The organism is Agrobacterium sp. LMR679 (assembly GCF_027157905.1).
Classification (GTDB): domain Bacteria; phylum Pseudomonadota; class Alphaproteobacteria; order Rhizobiales; family Rhizobiaceae; genus Agrobacterium; species Agrobacterium leguminum.
Genome location: NZ_JAPVOJ010000001.1, coordinates 2,132,186 through 2,147,122, shown reverse-complemented (window position 1 = coordinate 2,147,122; position 14,937 = coordinate 2,132,186). Strand labels below are relative to the sequence as shown.

General features: G+C 60.9%; 12 protein-coding genes. 8 read left to right on the top strand and 4 right to left on the bottom strand.

Annotated features, from left to right (window positions below; all coding sequences use genetic code 11):
- Nucleotides 1–29: 29 nt before the first annotated feature.
- From O3W47_RS09940 to O3W47_RS09930, 3 genes are all read right to left on the bottom strand, one after another.
- Nucleotides 30–1,616, bottom strand: coding sequence for an ABC transporter substrate-binding protein (locus O3W47_RS09940; protein WP_104679972.1), 1,587 nt, complete (start codon nucleotides 1,614–1,616; stop codon nucleotides 30–32).
- A gap of 78 nt (nucleotides 1,617–1,694) precedes the next feature.
- Complete coding sequence (locus O3W47_RS09935; protein ID WP_003521785.1) at nucleotides 1,695–2,675, bottom strand: mannonate dehydratase; 981 nt, start codon at nucleotides 2,673–2,675, stop codon at nucleotides 1,695–1,697.
- Between the two features lie 67 nt (nucleotides 2,676–2,742).
- Complete coding sequence (locus O3W47_RS09930; RefSeq protein WP_003521787.1) at nucleotides 2,743–3,456, bottom strand: FadR/GntR family transcriptional regulator; 714 nt, start codon at nucleotides 3,454–3,456, stop codon at nucleotides 2,743–2,745.
- A gap of 206 nt (nucleotides 3,457–3,662) precedes the next feature.
- On the opposite strand from O3W47_RS09930, the gene O3W47_RS09925 reads away from it, so the two are divergent.
- The 5 genes from O3W47_RS09925 to O3W47_RS09905 all read left to right on the top strand — a co-directional run bounded on the left by O3W47_RS09925 (nucleotide 3,663) and on the right by O3W47_RS09905 (nucleotide 9,533).
- Nucleotides 3,663–4,691: an ABC transporter permease gene (locus O3W47_RS09925; RefSeq protein ID WP_127757171.1), complete on the top strand. Its 1,029-nt coding sequence runs from the start codon at nucleotides 3,663–3,665 to the stop codon at nucleotides 4,689–4,691.
- Nucleotides 4,688–5,587, top strand: coding sequence for an ABC transporter permease (locus tag O3W47_RS09920; protein ID WP_020809292.1), 900 nt, complete (start codon nucleotides 4,688–4,690; stop codon nucleotides 5,585–5,587). The genes O3W47_RS09925 and O3W47_RS09920 overlap by 4 nt, the downstream gene beginning before the upstream one ends.
- Nucleotides 5,574–6,419, top strand: coding sequence for an ABC transporter ATP-binding protein (locus O3W47_RS09915; RefSeq protein ID WP_269313603.1), 846 nt, complete (start codon nucleotides 5,574–5,576; stop codon nucleotides 6,417–6,419). The genes O3W47_RS09920 and O3W47_RS09915 overlap by 14 nt, the downstream gene beginning before the upstream one ends.
- Nucleotides 6,416–7,153: an ABC transporter ATP-binding protein gene (locus O3W47_RS09910; RefSeq protein ID WP_174022960.1), complete on the top strand. Its 738-nt coding sequence runs from the start codon at nucleotides 6,416–6,418 to the stop codon at nucleotides 7,151–7,153. Before O3W47_RS09915 ends, O3W47_RS09910 begins: the two co-directional genes overlap by 4 nt.
- Before the next feature lie 313 nt (nucleotides 7,154–7,466).
- Entirely contained in the window at nucleotides 7,467–9,533 is a 2,067-nt protein-coding gene (locus tag O3W47_RS09905) for an ATP-dependent helicase (RefSeq protein ID WP_269313602.1), read from the top strand.
- A gap of 60 nt (nucleotides 9,534–9,593) precedes the next feature.
- On the opposite strand, the gene O3W47_RS09900 is transcribed toward O3W47_RS09905, so the two are convergent.
- Nucleotides 9,594–11,765, bottom strand: a complete 2,172-nt coding sequence (locus tag O3W47_RS09900; protein WP_269313601.1) for a TonB-dependent siderophore receptor — start codon at nucleotides 11,763–11,765, stop codon at nucleotides 9,594–9,596.
- A gap of 282 nt (nucleotides 11,766–12,047) precedes the next feature.
- Between O3W47_RS09900 and O3W47_RS09895 the strand changes: the two genes are divergently transcribed.
- The 3 genes from O3W47_RS09895 to O3W47_RS09885 are packed head-to-tail and all read left to right on the top strand — an operon-like array spanning nucleotide 12,048 to nucleotide 14,937.
- Nucleotides 12,048–12,860 carry an ABC transporter ATP-binding protein gene (locus O3W47_RS09895; RefSeq protein ID WP_269313600.1) on the top strand — a complete coding sequence of 271 codons (813 nt, stop codon included), beginning with the start codon at nucleotides 12,048–12,050 and terminating at the stop codon, nucleotides 12,858–12,860.
- Complete coding sequence (locus O3W47_RS09890; protein ID WP_331283555.1) at nucleotides 12,857–13,900, top strand: FecCD family ABC transporter permease; 1,044 nt, start codon at nucleotides 12,857–12,859, stop codon at nucleotides 13,898–13,900. The genes O3W47_RS09895 and O3W47_RS09890 overlap by 4 nt, the downstream gene beginning before the upstream one ends.
- Nucleotides 13,897–14,937 carry a FecCD family ABC transporter permease gene (locus O3W47_RS09885; protein WP_269313598.1) on the top strand — a complete coding sequence of 347 codons (1,041 nt, stop codon included), beginning with the start codon at nucleotides 13,897–13,899 and terminating at the stop codon, nucleotides 14,935–14,937. Before O3W47_RS09890 ends, O3W47_RS09885 begins: the two co-directional genes overlap by 4 nt.

The following is a 14,937-nucleotide window of genomic DNA, read 5'->3' as shown; positions in this document are numbered from 1 at the left end:
TACAGTTTTTCAGAGGCTGTGGTTTGCCCTTAGTCCTTCGTGACCTTTTCCAGCCGGGTCGTCTGGCTGGGATGGCCCACGTAATCCTTCACGCGCGCATTCAGCACGATCGGCTCAAACCTCTCGAACATCGGCAGCACGGCCGGCTTCTGGGCGACGAACATTTCCTGCATCTGGGTGTAGATTTCCCCGCGCTTCTTGGCGTCCGGCTCCAGCGAAGCCTTTGCCGTGAGCGCCGTCAGTTCCGGAATGTCCCAGGCCGAGCGCCAGACGAAATTGCCGGCGTTGTTGGCGGCCAGCGAATTGTCGGGGTTGCTGGAAAACTGCTCCATCGAGCCCAGCACATTCGGCATGTAGGCGCCGGTCTGCGGAATGAGCAGATCGAAATCACGTGCGCGGTGGGCGGCAATCACATCCGAACCGTTACCCTGCTGGATATTGACCTTGATGCCGATCTGGCCGAGCGACGCCTGGATCGCGGTGGCGAGATCGATGCGCGGCGTCTGCGCGATCGTCTTCAGATTAAGCGTGAAGCCGTTCTCATAACCGGCCTCCTTGAGGAGAGCTTTCGCCTTCTCCACATCGAGCTTCCAGTCCGGGCTCGGAATGGCGTATTCGAAGTTTTCCGGCACCGGCACCGTGCGCGCCCGGCCATAGGGACCCATGATGGTCTTTTCCATGCCCTTGTAGTCGATGCCATAGGCAATCGCTTCTCGGACCTTGGGGTTGGACAAAGGTTCCTTGCCGGCATTCATGGACAGGACGTAGAAGCCGCCCGTCGGCACGCGCTGGATCTGAAAGCCTTCCTTGTTGTTGAAGGTTGCAAGGTCGGCAGCCGTCAGCGCACTGGCGATGTCGATATCGCCACGCTCCAGCATCAGGCGCTCCACCTGGCTTTCCGGCACATGCCGCACGATGACGCGGCGCATTTTCGGGCTGCCGGCCACATAATTCTTGTTGGCCTCGAGAATGATGATCTCATTCGGCGACCAGCGATTGAGCGTAAAGGGACCGGAACCGGCGGAATTGGTTCTCAGCCAGCCATTGCCCCAGTCGCCACTGCTTTCATGCGTCTTGAGCTCCTTGCTGTCGACGACGCTGGCGATGACCATGGCCAGACGGTAAAGAAGCAGCTCGGACGTGGTTTCGCCGGAAAGATCGATGCGTACCGTTTTCTCATCCGGCGCGCTCACCAGCTTGTCGACATTATCGGCATTATAGCCAACGCGCTTGAGGTTGGCTGCGGCCGCCTGGTTCATCTTCAACAGCCGGCTGAGCGAATAGACGACGTCTGCCGAGGTTACCGGATTGCCTGAGGCGAAATTGGCTTCGCGAAGATGGAAGGTGATGCCCTTGTCATCTATCTCCCAGCGCTCGGCAAGCTGCGGAGAAACCTTGCCCGAACCATCGACCGAAATCAGACGGTCATAGAGGTTGGACATGATTTCGTTGGCTTTTCCTTCGGTGGCCTGATGCGGATCAAGCGACAGCACCTGAGCCAGCGAGGTTCCGATGACAAGCTGGTCATTCGGTGTTTTGGCCAAGGCTGGCGCTGCCTGCACCAGCATGGCGCCAAGGGCCGTGGTGAATGCGAGACGGATCAATGATTTTCTCATACCTGCTCCTCCTACAGATCGGTAATTCATGTTTGTGAAAAAGCCCGCGACGCAGCGCGGCGTCGCGGGCCAGAACGGTCAAAGATGTTTGTTATCAAGCGCTTCTATCAGCGCAGCGATGTAGCCGTAGCAGAAGGCGAAAGCGACACCGACGGCATCGCGCCCGGCAATCGTCGGCACATGGTCTGGCATGATCATGTAGCGATAACCGAGTTCGTGATAGAGTTTCAGCGAACGCACCATGTCCATGTCGCCCTCATCGGGGAATGTCTCCATGAAGGAGAGTTTGCCGCCGCTGATATTGCGGAAATGGACGTTGAAGATCTTGTCGCGGCTGCCGAACCACCTGATGATGTCGTCGATCTCCTCGCGCGGATTGTCGAGCATCTCGCCGATCGACCCCTGGCAGAAATTCAGGCCATGATAGGGGCTCTCGCGCATCTGCACGAATTTCTTCAGCCCCTCGACCGTGCCGAGAACGCGGGTGACGCCCCTGTAGCCCGGCGGCGTATAGGGATCATGCGGATGGCATGCCAGGCGCACGCGGTTGCTTTCGGCCACCGGCACCACACGCTCGAGGAAGTAATCGATGCGTTCCCAGTTCTCGTCTTCGGAAAGAACGCCAGCGAGACCCGGCGCTGCATCATGGTCCGCCTTGTCCCAGCGCCAGGCCTCGTTGAGCGAGCCGCCGCGGCCGCGCTCCATTTCGGTGCGCGGAATGCCGATGAGGTTGAGATTGTATTTCGCCGCAGGGATTCCGGCCCTGGCGATATTCTCTATCATCGTGCAGACGGCATCGATCTGCCGGTCACGGTCAGGGCCGGCAAGCAGGATATCGGGATAAGACGCCTGTTCGATGGGCCGCGACGGCAGCGGCAACTGCACCATGTCGAGAACGAGGCCAAAGCTTTCGACCTTGTCCCGGTGGCGCTCAAAGTCCTCGAAAGTCCAGCTCGCGGGCTTTCCGGGCGGATCCGCGTTGATATTTTTGACGCCGAGCTGCGCCCAAACCTTAAAATCCTCGTCATCGCGCGCAGCAACCTGGGTGCCGACATACATCGATTCTCTCCTCTCTCCATGCAAGTCATCATATGACATCGCATGAAATAAGATGAGTGTCGAGATGCTATTGCGCTTCTGAAAGCAACCTGTATCGGCGCTGGCTCGCAAGCATATGTTCGCGCATGGCTTTTCGCGCCGCTTCTGGATCCTGTTCGACGATGGCGCGCAGGATTGCCTCGTGCTCGGCCTGCACTTTGCGAAGATAATTCGCGTCACCGGTTTCCGGCAGCGTCGGGAACTGCCCGCGCGGTATGGAGCGCGAGCCGAACTGACGCAGAGCCTCCAGATAAAAGCGGTTGTTCGTGGCGATCGCGATGGCCGTGTGAAACTCGTAGTCGGCATCGACGGTGGTTTCACGCGCATCGATGGCGCGGGCCATTTTCCGGTGCGCCGCAGAGATTGCTGCCTCCTGCTGGGCGGTGCGGCGATAGGCGGCGATTGCCGCCGCCTCCCCTTCCGTCGCAAGCCGGAATTCCAGCATTTCCAGCGTTTCCGCAATGGTTCCGACTTCGGATTGCGTCAGTTTCACGCCGGCCCATTCACTGGCATTACTGACGAAAACCCCCTTGCCCTGGATGGGAACGACATAGCCGGCGGAACGCAAATCTGCGATCGCCTCGCGAACCACGGTGCGGCTCACGCCGTAACTGCGTTCAAGCTCCGGTTCGGTGGGAAGTTGATCACCGTTTTTCAGTTTTCCACTGCGAATTTCTGCGCTGAGATTATCGATGATCTGTTGTGCCCGCCTCTCCCGCGGCCTCGCTTTGTCGCCCATCATGCCACTCTTCCCTCTTGCAGAATACGAATCCCTTCGCTACTCATATTATGACATGGTCGCACATCATATGTTTTCATGTTAGCTCAGGGAGGAGTTGGGATGAAGTACCATCAAGAGTTTTTGCAAAGGAGAATTGCGCGTCTGTGGCGAGCAGTGCGCAATGGCTCGGCCGCTGACGGCGTTCTCACAGGAAAGTGCGGCCAGCAATGACGGAAATCTCACTGCGCGGGCTTGGACATCGTTTTCTGCAACTGATCGTCAGCCTCTTCATCCTGCTCTGCATCACCTTCATCATCGGCCGGGTCATGCCGAGCGATCCGGTCGGGGCAATCGTCGGCGAACTTGCCGATCCCAAGGCCTATGAGGCCATGCGAGCGCGGCTGGGGCTCGACCTGCCGCTTTACCAGCAATTCTTCATTTATCTGCGCGGCCTGCTGCATGGCGATTTCGGCATTGCGATCCTGACCGGCAACCCCGTGACCCGCGATCTGGCGCAGGCTTTCCCCGCCACGTTCGAACTCGCCACGCTGGCGATCATCATCTCGACGGTCATCGGCGTCCCGCTCGGTCTCGCCGCCGCCCTCTTCCGCGACACCTTCATCGACAAGTTCGCGCGCGTTTTTGCGCTGGTGGGACATTCGATACCGGTCTTCTGGTTCGGCATCGTCGGGCTGGTGATTTTCTACGCGAATCTCAACCTTGTCGCCGGCCCCGGCCGGGTCGACGTCTTCTACGAAGGCCTCGTGGAGCCGAAGACGGGATTGATGCTCGTCGACAGCCTGCTTGCAGGCGAGACGGAAATCTTCTGGAACGCGCTTGGACACATCATCCTGCCGGCAATCATCCTCGCCTATATGGCCATGGCCTACATCACCCGCATGACGAGGGCTTTCACCCTCGAACAGCTCAGCCAGGATTATGTCATCGCGGCACGGGCCAAGGGTGTCAGCCCCGCACGCACCATAACCCGCCATGTGCTGCCCAACATCGCCGTGCAGCTCATCACCGTTCTGGCGATCTCCTACGGCAACCTGCTGGAAGGCGCCGTGGTCACGGAGATCGTCTTCTCCTGGCCCGGCATCGGCCAATACATGACGAATGCGCTGCTCATCGGCGACATGAATGCGATTCTGGCCGCCACGATCGTCATCGGCTTCATTTTCATGTTGCTCAACTTCCTCGCCGATCTGGCCTACACCACGCTCGATCCCCGTACACGGGAGGCCGCACGATGACCGATATCGCGCATAACAATACCGTTGACCGTCCCAGCGCCCTGTCGCGCATCTCGACTACCACCGCGCGGACACTTCGAAAGCTCGCGGACGAACCGCTTGGAATGTTCGGCTTCGCCATTCTGGCCATTCTGGTTCTGGTCGCCATTTTCGCACCGCTCATCGCGCCTTACGATCCTGCGCGCCAGGCGCTCGAAAACGCGCTCCAGCCTCCCAGCTGGACACATCTGGCCGGAACCGACGAATTCGGCCGCGACATTTTCAGCCGGCTTGTTTACGGCACCCGCATCACCATCCAGACGGTACTGTCGGTCTCGGTCATCGTCGGCCCTATCGGCCTTGCCATTGGCGTGATGGCCGGTTTCTTCGGCGGACGAACCGACGCGATCCTCATGCGCGCGACCGATATCGTCCTGTCCTTCCCCTCGCTCGTGCTGGCGCTTGCCTTTGCGGCCGCCATGGGCGCCGGCCTCGGCACGGCGATCATCGCCATCTCGTTGACGGCATGGCCGCCGATTGCGCGCCTTGCCCGTGCGGAAGCCCTTGTCGTGCGCAATACCGACTACGTCGCCGCCGCGCGTCTCTATGGCGCTTCGCCGCTGCGCATCCTGTTTCTATACATTGCGCCGATGTGCATTCCCTCGGTCATCGTTCGCCTGACGCTGAACATGGCGGGCATCATCCTGACGGCCGCTTCACTCGGCTTCCTCGGTCTCGGAGCCCAGCCGCCGCTGCCGGAATGGGGCGCGATGATCTCCAGCGGCCGTAAGTTCATGCTCGACTACTGGTGGGTCGCCGTCATGCCCGGCATTGCCATCCTGCTGACGAGCCTTGCATTCAACATCGCCGGCGATACGCTGCGCGACCTTCTGGATCCGCGTCATGCCCGTTCCTGATAGCTCCCCCATCCTTTCTGTCCGCGACCTCAATGTCCGTTTCGGCCGCAACACCATTCCAGCCGTGTCCAATGTCAATTTCGATGTCGGGCGCGAAAGGGTCGGCATCGTCGGTGAGTCCGGCTCGGGAAAATCCACCACCGGCCGGGCCGCCATGCGGCTCCTGCCGAAAAGCGCCACGGTGACGGCGGAGCGGATGGATTTCCTGTCTGAGCCGCTGCTCGAAAAATCCGAGCGGCAGATGGGCGCAATCCGCGGCAGCGAGATGGCGCTTATCATGCAGGACCCGCGTTATTCGCTGAACCCGGTGCTGCCCATCGGAAAGCAGGTGGCGGAGGCCGCCGAACTGCATCTGGCGCTGACCGGAAAGGCAGCGAGAGGTGCAGCACGGGACATGTTGCTGCGCGTGCGCATCAACGATCCCGACCGCGTGATGGCGCTTTATCCGCACCAGATATCGGGCGGCATGGGACAGCGCGTGATGATCGCCATGATGCTGCTCGCAAAGCCCAAGCTGGTCATTGCCGACGAACCGACCTCGGCCCTCGATGTCAGCGTCCGCAAGGATGTGCTTTTGCTTCTGGACGAGATGGTGCGGGAGAATAATTCCGGCCTGATCCTCATCAGCCATGACATCCGCATGGTCGCGGCCTTCTGCGAACGCGTGCTGGTCATGTATGGCGGGCGCGTCGTGGAAACGCTGACGAAGCTGGAGGATGCGCGACATCCCTATACGCGGGGCCTGATCGCGGCGATGCCCGATCCCCGCAATCCGGTGCGGCGTCTCAAGGTGCTGGACCGTCAGGCCATCGATGCGGAGGTTATGCGATGATCACGGTAGACAAGCTCGACGTCGTCTATGGCGCAAAGGAAAACCGCAATCACGTCGTGCGCGGCGTCAGCCTCACGGTCAACAGGGGTGAAACGCTCGGCATCGTCGGCGAAAGCGGCTGCGGCAAGTCGACCTTGCTGCGGTCGCTGGCGGGGCTGGAGGCCGGCTGGACCGGCTCCATCAGCTTTAACGGTAAACCGGTCGGCAAGACCCGCAGTCGCGACGAACTGAAACTGGCGCAGATGGTGTTCCAGGACCCCTACGGTTCGCTGCACCCGCGCCACCGCATCGGCCGGGCGCTCGCCGAACCGATCCGCGCCATGGGACTTGGCGATGGCTGGTCGAAAGTGCCTGCCGCCCTGCAACAGGTGGGCTTGCCCGCACATTTCGCCGAGCGCTTCCCGCATGAACTTTCCGGCGGCCAGCGCCAGCGCGTGGCAATCGCCCGCGCGCTGATCCTCGAACCGCCGATCCTGCTGCTCGACGAGCCGACATCCGCGCTCGACGTCTCCATCCAGGCGGAAATCCTGAACCTGCTTGCCGACCAGCGCGAAGAACGCGACCTCACCTTCGTTCTCGTCAGCCACGACCTCGCGGTCATCGCCCATATGTGCGACCGGGTGCTGGTCATGCAGAACGGCGATTTTGTCGATGAGCTGACCAAGGCCGATCTTGAAGCGGGCATCACCCACTCGGCCTATTCAGGCGAGCTGTTCGAAAGCAGTTTCCTGTAACGATCACCGCCCGACGGTAACACCGGGCGGCCCATCCACGGTCGCCCCGCCTTCTCCCGTGGCGCAATTTCGCCTGCCCGGCAGCCAACAATCGTCGGCAGGGGACGAGCGACCTTTTGCGCCGACAAATCTCACCACCGACTGCGTCCAAACCACCGGAACAATGCGTTCAGCATTTGTTCTGGATTGCTGTTTGAGTCTTTGCTAATCATTGCGACGACAGGGCAGACAATGGCCGGACATTCCGACGACTGCCATCTCTGAACAAGGTTCTCACCCGTGGGGACAGGCAGGTTATCTAAGGATTGCTGGCATGGCGGTTGCCTATCTGGAAAAGCTCAACGAACAGCAACGCAGGGCGGTGGAGCATGGCGTTGGGCTGGCAGACGGGCACACGGCCGGACCGCTGCTGATCATTGCCGGGGCCGGTTCGGGCAAGACCAATACGCTCGCCCACCGTGTTGCGCATCTGATCGTCAATGGCGCCGATCCCCGCCGCATTCTGCTGATGACGTTTTCCAGACGTGCCGCCACGGAAATGTCGCGGCGGGTCGAGCTTATCTGCAAACACGTTATCGGGGCGAATTCGGCAATCATGACCGATGCGCTGGCCTGGTCCGGCACGTTTCACGGCATCGGCGCACGCCTGCTGCGCATCTATGCCGAGCAGATCGGGCTCAACATCGATTTCACCATCCACGACCGCGAGGATAGCGCCGACCTGATGAACCTCGCACGGCACGAGCTGGGCTTTTCCAAAACCGAAAGCCGCTTTCCAACGAAGGGTACGTGTCTTGCGATCTATTCGCGCGTGGTGAATTCCCAGACGCCGCTCAAGGAGATATTGCGCCAGCATTATCCGTGGGTCGCCAACTGGGAGAGTGAACTGAAAGAGCTGTTCGCAGCCTATGTGGAGGCCAAGCAGGTCCAGAACGTGCTCGATTACGACGATCTTCTGCTCTACTGGGCCCAGATGGTGAGCGATCCCGTCCTTGCTGATGATATCGGCAACCGCTTCGACCATGTGATGGTCGACGAATATCAGGATACCAACCGGCTACAGGCCTCGGTGCTGATGGCGCTCAAACCCGGTGGCCGCGGGTTGACCGTGGTAGGTGACGATGCGCAATCGATCTATTCCTTCCGGGCAGCGACGGTGCGAAACATCCTCGATTTTCCGGCGTCCTTCAGCCCTGCTGCCGACATCATCACGCTTGACCGCAACTATCGCTCGACGCAGCCGATCCTTGCGGCCGCCAACGGCGTCATCGATCTGGCGCGCGAGCGGTTCACCAAGAACCTCTGGACCGAGCGGCAGTCGCTGGAGCGCCCGAAACTCGTGACGGTAAAGGACGAGACCGAGCAGGCGAATTTCATCATCGACCAGATTCTCGCTAATCGCGAAACCGGCATGACGCTGAAACAGCAGGCCGTGCTGTTCCGCACCTCCAGCCACAGCGGCCCGCTCGAGGTGGAACTGACCCGCCGCAACATCCCCTTCGTCAAATTCGGCGGCCTGAAATTCCTCGACAGCGCCCATGTGAAGGACATGCTGGCCGTGCTGCGTTTCGCGCAGAACCCGCGCGACCGCGTCGCCGGTTTTCGGCTGCTACAGATGCTGCCCGGCATCGGCCCGAAGAAGGCGGGCAATATTCTCGATGCGATTGCGACAGACCCCGAGCCGCTGCTTGCCCTTGCCGAAATTCCGCCTCCGCCGAAGACCGGCGACGACTGGACGACCTTCACGCAAATGCTGGTGGGCCTGCGACAGGCGCCGAACGACTGGCCGGGCCAGATCGGGCAGGCGCGGCTGTGGTACGAACCGCATCTGGAACGCATCCATGAGGATGCGGACACCCGCAAGGCCGATTTGCTCCAGCTCGAGCAGATCGCCGGCGGCTACCCCTCACGCGAGCGCTTTCTGACCGAGCTGACGCTCGATCCGCCGGACGCCACCAGCGATCAGGCCGGCGTGCCGCTGCTTGACGAGGACTATCTCAGCCTCTCCACCATCCATTCGGCAAAAGGCCAGGAATGGCGTTCCGTCTTCATCCTGAATGTGGTCGATGGCTGCATTCCCTCCGATCTCGGGGTCGGCACCACCCAGGAACTGGAGGAAGAACGCCGGCTGCTTTATGTCGCCATGACGCGCGCCAAGGACAGTCTGTCGCTGATCACGCCGCAACGTTTCTTCACCGGCGGGCAGAGCCAGCAGGGCGACCGGCATGTCTACGCCGCAAGAACCCGCTTCATCCCGGCGACATTGCTGCAATTCTTCGAAACGGCAACCTGGCCACTGGTATCGGCTGCCGCTTCGGAGCGCAGCGCGCAGCAGATCCGCATCGATGTGGGTGCGCGGATGCGCGCCATGTGGAAATAAAAAGCGGGGCGTTCACCCCGCTCTCATGACTGGCGATTATTTTCCGGTCGAACGCCGTTGTCAGAATTTCACACTGGCCGTAAGGCTGACGTTGAAGGGCTCACCCACGGCATTGGCATAGCTGGTGGAGCCGATGGACGAGGTGTAATAGGTCTTGTCGAAAATGTTCTTCAGATTGAGCTGCAGCGTCACCGGCTTTTCGAACTGAAGCGTGTAGGTGGCGAAGGCGTCGAAGACCGCATAGCCCGGCAGATTATAGGAATTGTCGTTGATGCCGGCGCGCTCACCCACCGCCCGCACACCGCCGCCGATGCGCAGCGTATTGCCGTTCGGACCGACCTCGCCGACATCATAGGCAAGGAAGAGCGAGCCGGTGTGGCGCGCCACATTCGGCAGGCGCTTGCCGGCATAGGTGGGATCTTCGAGCACGAGCGCATCCGTATAGGCATAGCTTGCGATGACATCGAGATCGTCGGTCAGGCTGCCGGCAATATCGACCTCCACACCGCGCGAACGGACGAGGCCGGCGGCCTTCACCGTCGAGACGCCGCCGACATCTTCCGAATAGGCGACATTGCGCTTGCGGGCATTGAACAGGGCGATATTGGCGTTCAGCCCGGCGAAAAGATCGAACTTCGCGCCCACTTCATAAGAAATGCCCTCTTCCGGATCGAGCCCGCCATAATAGGCGCCGATGGATGATTGCGGACGGAAGGTCTTGGCCACATTGGCATAGAGCGAGGCATTCGGAGTGAGCTTGTAGACGAGGCCGGCATTGGGAATGAGCTCGCCGCCATCCTTCTCGGTATTGACGACGAAGGGACGGCCCTTGCCGGCATAGATGTCGTAATACTGGTAACGCAAACCGCCGACCGCGATCCATTGATCGTTAAGGTGCAGGGCGTCCTGCATATAGATCGAGGCGGTGGAGAGCTGTTCCGTCTGGTCACTGTCGACCGCCCTTACCGTTGTGCAGACCGGCAGGCGGCCATAAACCGGATTGTTGATGTTGAAATTCGTGGAATTCGCGCATCGCAGCATGTCGGTGCGCAGGGTATCGCTGTAATCGTAAGACGCGCCGAACAGCAGGTCGTTGCGCAGCCCGCCGATCTCAGCCTCGCCCGTCAGATCCGCCCGCAGCGCGTGATTGTAGATCGTCGAATATTGAGTCGCATCGGCCCGTCGCGTCACCTGTCCCGTGCGGGAATTATAACCCATCACGCGCGCCTGATTGTCCGAATATTCGTTGCGGCTATAGGCGTAGTTCAGCGACAGCTTCCAGTCATCGGAGAGTTGGCGGTCTATGGCGATGCTCGCCAGATCGGATTTGCCGTCGGTGATGTTATAGGCTTCATCAAGGCGCAGGCGGCGGCTGACATTGATCGCCTTGCCGGTCGCCGGATCGAAGATCGTGCCGCGATCGAACGGCACGCTGTAATCCTCATGCATATAGGAAACCGTAATATCGGTGTCCTCGCCGCTCCATTTCAGCGATGGTGCGATGAGCCAATTCTTTTTCTCACCGAAATTACGCCAGTAATCGCTGTTTTCCCCCTCGCCGATCAGGCGATAGGAGAAATCCGTGCCCGCAATCGGGCCGGTCACATCGAAACCACCCGATGTGCCGTATTTGCCCGCCCCATAGGCGGAAAAGCGCGAATAGGCCTCCGCCGTGAACGTGTCTTCCGGCTTCTTCGTCACGACATTCACCATGCCGCCGGGATCGAGAATGCCGTAAAGCGTGGAAGCAGGCCCCTTCAGCACTTCCACCCGCTCGACCGTATCGTTGAAGGAATGCGGCAGGGCCGTCTTCAGCCCGTTGACGAGAATGGAGCCGTCGCGATTATCACCGAAACCACGGCGGATGACGGCATCCTGCGTACCGCCCAGCGTATTTGCCTGGGTGACGCCGCTGACATTGGCCAGCGCTTCGTCCAGCGAACGCGCCTGCTGGTCACGCAGCACCTCGGCCGTCACCACGTTGACCGATTGCGGAATATCGAGGATCGGCGTTTCGGTGCGTGTCGCCGTGCCCGTCGTCACCGGCTGATAACCGCGCGCACCTTTTTTGACATCGGCATTGACGGTTATGGTTTCGAGCACCGTCGTTCCATCAGCATTTTTCTTCGGCGTCGCACTCTCCTGCGCGAAAGCAGGCAGGGCGACCCCGGCCAGAAGAAACGCCAGCAGCGCCCGCGAGCGCACCCCAATGATCATCGAACCGTCATGCATCCTGTCTTGTCCCCGGCTGCCCCAAGTCGTCATCGCGACGATGCACCGCTCTTTCAATTGATGAATGTAGTAGTCAACTTTATTTCCGCATCAGCGCGGCAAAACGTCGGTACCGAAGGGTGCATTCGCGCTTCCTGGCGTGTCATTTCAACCCATGACGGCCGCTTTCTGCTCAAATCGACCGGCAAAAACCGTATTTTTGAACGCTATATACTTGACTACTACAGTCATCAATAATTCTGGTGGCAACGCATTCAGACGGTGACGAATTTGAACGACGGCATGAGACCCATAAGCACGGATACAGGCCTTGTGGCGCAGGCAATCGAGCTTGCCTATGGCGACACGCCGGTGCTTGCGGACATGTCCATCGATGTCGCACCGAACCGTTTCACCGTTCTGCTTGGCCCGAACGGCTCTGGAAAATCCACGCTTCTCAGCGCGCTTGCCCGCCTGCACCAGCCCGCGCGGGGCCATATTCTTCTCAACGGCAGCGATATCTTCCGCCACCCGACCAAGGAGGTGGCGAAAAAGCTCGGCATGCTGGCGCAGCAGAACCATACGCCGGAGGGGCTTTCGGTTTTCGATCTCGTCTCCCGCGGCCGTTACCCGCATCAGGGATTTCTGAAGCAATGGAGTGAGGAAGACGCCCACGCGGTGGAAGAGGCGCTTTCGGTGACGGGAATGTCCGAGCTGGCGGAAAGAGCAGTCGACAGCCTTTCCGGCGGCCAACGCCAGCGCGCCTGGATCGCCATGGCGCTGGCCCAGCAGACGGATATAATTCTTTTCGACGAACCGACGACCTTTCTCGATCTGCACCACCAGATTGAGGTGCTGGACATGCTGGCCGGCCTCGTCAGTCGCCACAACCGCACGATCGTGGCGGTGCTGCATGACATCAATCTCGCCCTGCAATATGCCGATCACCTGATTTTCCTCAAAGACGGGCAGCTGCGGCACCGGCTGGAAACGGCAGCGGCGTGCGATGCCGGCATCATTGCCGATGTCTTCGACATGGCAGTTGCCCAGCTCACGCATCCGGTGACAGCGCGGCCGGTATTTCTTCCCCTGCCCGGACGGGCCGGCGCTGTATGATGCCCAACGGAACCAGCGGACGCACCCTTGCCCTTAGAGAGCGAGCCTATGGCCGCACACTTGCAGCAGCACTTCTCCTGCTGCTCACCATGCTGCTTTTGGTGCTGGCGCATATGGCCACCGGCCCGCGCCCCATCGCGCCGCACGTTCTGCAAGACCTGATATTCGCTTATGACGCCCGCAATTTCGATCAGCAGGTTTTGATGCGCCTGCGCCTGCCGCGTCTGCTGGCTGCAATGCAGGCCGGGGCCTGCCTTGGAACAGCTGGGCTTTTGCTGCAGACCCTGCTTCGAAATCCACTTGGCGAGCCGCATATTCTGGGCTTGAATGCCGGGGCAAGCCTTGCCGTCGTACTGGCGACAGTGTTGCCGCTCGGGCTGATCGCAACGCCGCTGTTCCGCCCATTGCTGGCGGCGACCGGCGCGGGCATCAGCTTTTCGCTCGTGCTTCTCCTTGCTTCCGCCGGGCGGCCGGGGCTGACGCCGGCAAAACTCGTCTTTTGCGGTATTGCGCTTTCCACGCTTGCCGGAACCCTCACCTCCGCCATCCTCATTCTCAATGAAGAAACATTGCAGCAGATGCGTTTCTGGCTCGTGGGCGATACGGCCGGCGTTTCCATGGCAGCCATCGCCGCCGCCCTGCCCGCAGCCGCGATAGCGCTTCTCCTCGCTTTCGCCGTCGCTCCCCGACTCGATCTTCTGGGGCTGGGCGACAGCGCGGCCACAGCACTCGGCGTGCCGGTCCGTTCGACGCGGATTCTGGCGCTTGTCTCCATATCGCTGCTCTGCGGCGCAGCCATCGCCGTCGTCGGTCCCATCGGTTTCGTCGGTCTGGTGGTGCCGCCACTCGTCGCGCGCCTGAAAACGGGGCGGCTTCTGCTTGCCATACCCATCGCTGCACTCGGCGGCGCGGTTCTCCTGATCGCCGCCGATCTCGCCGCCCGCCTCATTCTCCTGCCGAAAGAACTGCCCACCGGCGCGATGACCGGCCTTGTCGGCGCGCCGGTGTTTCTGTGGCTGGTGCGCAGGGTGCTGAAATGAACCGCTACCGGGTTCTCCGACTGGGGCGTTTTTCCGTCCGCGTCATGCCGTCGCGGCTCACCATTCTGCTGGCGCTTTTCCTCTGCCTCCTGCTTGTCGCCCTGTGGTCGCTCACCGCCGGCAGCCAGCATATTCCCGCCTCGGCCCCGTGGTCGCTTGTCACCGCAACCAACACCGATCCCGCCATGACCGAAGCACTCGTGGTTCTCGACTTCCGGCTCTCGCGTCTGACGCTTGCAATGGTGGCCGGCGCCATGCTCGGCATTGCCGGCGCCATCATGCAGGCCACGACCCGCAACGGCCTTGCCGATCCCGGTCTGCTCGGCGTGCGCGAAGGCGCATCCCTTGCCGTTCTGGGCTGCCTGTTCCTGCTGCCGTCCCTGCCAGTCATGTTGCGCCCCGTCGCGGGTATTGCCGGCGGCATGGCAAGTGCCGCAATCGTTCTGATGCTCTCCGGCGCAACCTCGCGCCTGCGCTTCGTGCTGACCGGCATCGGCTTTTCATGGTTTTTATCAGCTTTGCTGCTTATCCTCATGGCATCGCTCGATATTCGCAATTTGCAGACGGCGATGATCTGGATGGCTGGCAACCTGCAGGGCGCAAGCTGGACCGCCGTTTCAATCCTCTCCGTCATCCTCATTATCGCCCTTGGCCTTTTGCTCCTGACGGCGCGCGCCGCCGAGGTGCAGGCGCTCGGCGATCATGCGGCGACGGCGCTTGGCGTCCATAGCCGCCTCCTTTCGGTGCTTCATGTCACGCTTGCCGTCACCCTCACCGCATCCTGCGTTTCCTTCACCGGCAGCATCGGTTTTGTCGGCCTGATCGGGCCGCATATCGCCCGGCTTCTGTTGCCCGGCGGCTCCTATCCGGGGCTTGTCATGGGTGCAGGCCTGACAGGCGCAATTCTGGTCGCAGCCTCCGACACCATCGCCCGAACCGCCTTTTCACCTCTGGAGCTGCCGACCGGCCTCGTTCTTTCCGCCGTCGGCGCACCCACGCTGCTTGCCCTTCTCTGGTTTCACCGGCATCGCCTATAG

What these genes read in the sequence shown, in the direction of transcription:
- O3W47_RS09940 (WP_104679972.1), bottom strand. Translation starts at nt 1,616, where the DNA reads ATGAGAAAATCATTGATCCGTCTCGCATTCACCACGGCCCTTGGCGCC.
- O3W47_RS09935 (WP_003521785.1), bottom strand. Translation starts at nt 2,675, where the DNA reads ATGTATGTCGGCACCCAGGTTGCTGCGCGCGATGACGAGGATTTTAAG.
- O3W47_RS09930 (WP_003521787.1), bottom strand. Translation starts at nt 3,456, where the DNA reads ATGATGGGCGACAAAGCGAGGCCGCGGGAGAGGCGGGCACAACAGATC.
- O3W47_RS09925 (WP_127757171.1), top strand. Translation starts at nt 3,663, where the DNA reads ATGACGGAAATCTCACTGCGCGGGCTTGGACATCGTTTTCTGCAACTG.
- O3W47_RS09920 (WP_020809292.1), top strand. Translation starts at nt 4,688, where the DNA reads ATGACCGATATCGCGCATAACAATACCGTTGACCGTCCCAGCGCCCTG.
- O3W47_RS09915 (WP_269313603.1), top strand. Translation starts at nt 5,574, where the DNA reads ATGCCCGTTCCTGATAGCTCCCCCATCCTTTCTGTCCGCGACCTCAAT.
- O3W47_RS09910 (WP_174022960.1), top strand. Translation starts at nt 6,416, where the DNA reads ATGATCACGGTAGACAAGCTCGACGTCGTCTATGGCGCAAAGGAAAAC.
- O3W47_RS09905 (WP_269313602.1), top strand. Translation starts at nt 7,467, where the DNA reads ATGGCGGTTGCCTATCTGGAAAAGCTCAACGAACAGCAACGCAGGGCG.
- O3W47_RS09900 (WP_269313601.1), bottom strand. Translation starts at nt 11,765, where the DNA reads ATGCATGACGGTTCGATGATCATTGGGGTGCGCTCGCGGGCGCTGCTG.
- O3W47_RS09895 (WP_269313600.1), top strand. Translation starts at nt 12,048, where the DNA reads ATGAGACCCATAAGCACGGATACAGGCCTTGTGGCGCAGGCAATCGAG.
- O3W47_RS09890 (WP_331283555.1), top strand. Translation starts at nt 12,857, where the DNA reads ATGATGCCCAACGGAACCAGCGGACGCACCCTTGCCCTTAGAGAGCGA.
- O3W47_RS09885 (WP_269313598.1), top strand. Translation starts at nt 13,897, where the DNA reads ATGAACCGCTACCGGGTTCTCCGACTGGGGCGTTTTTCCGTCCGCGTC.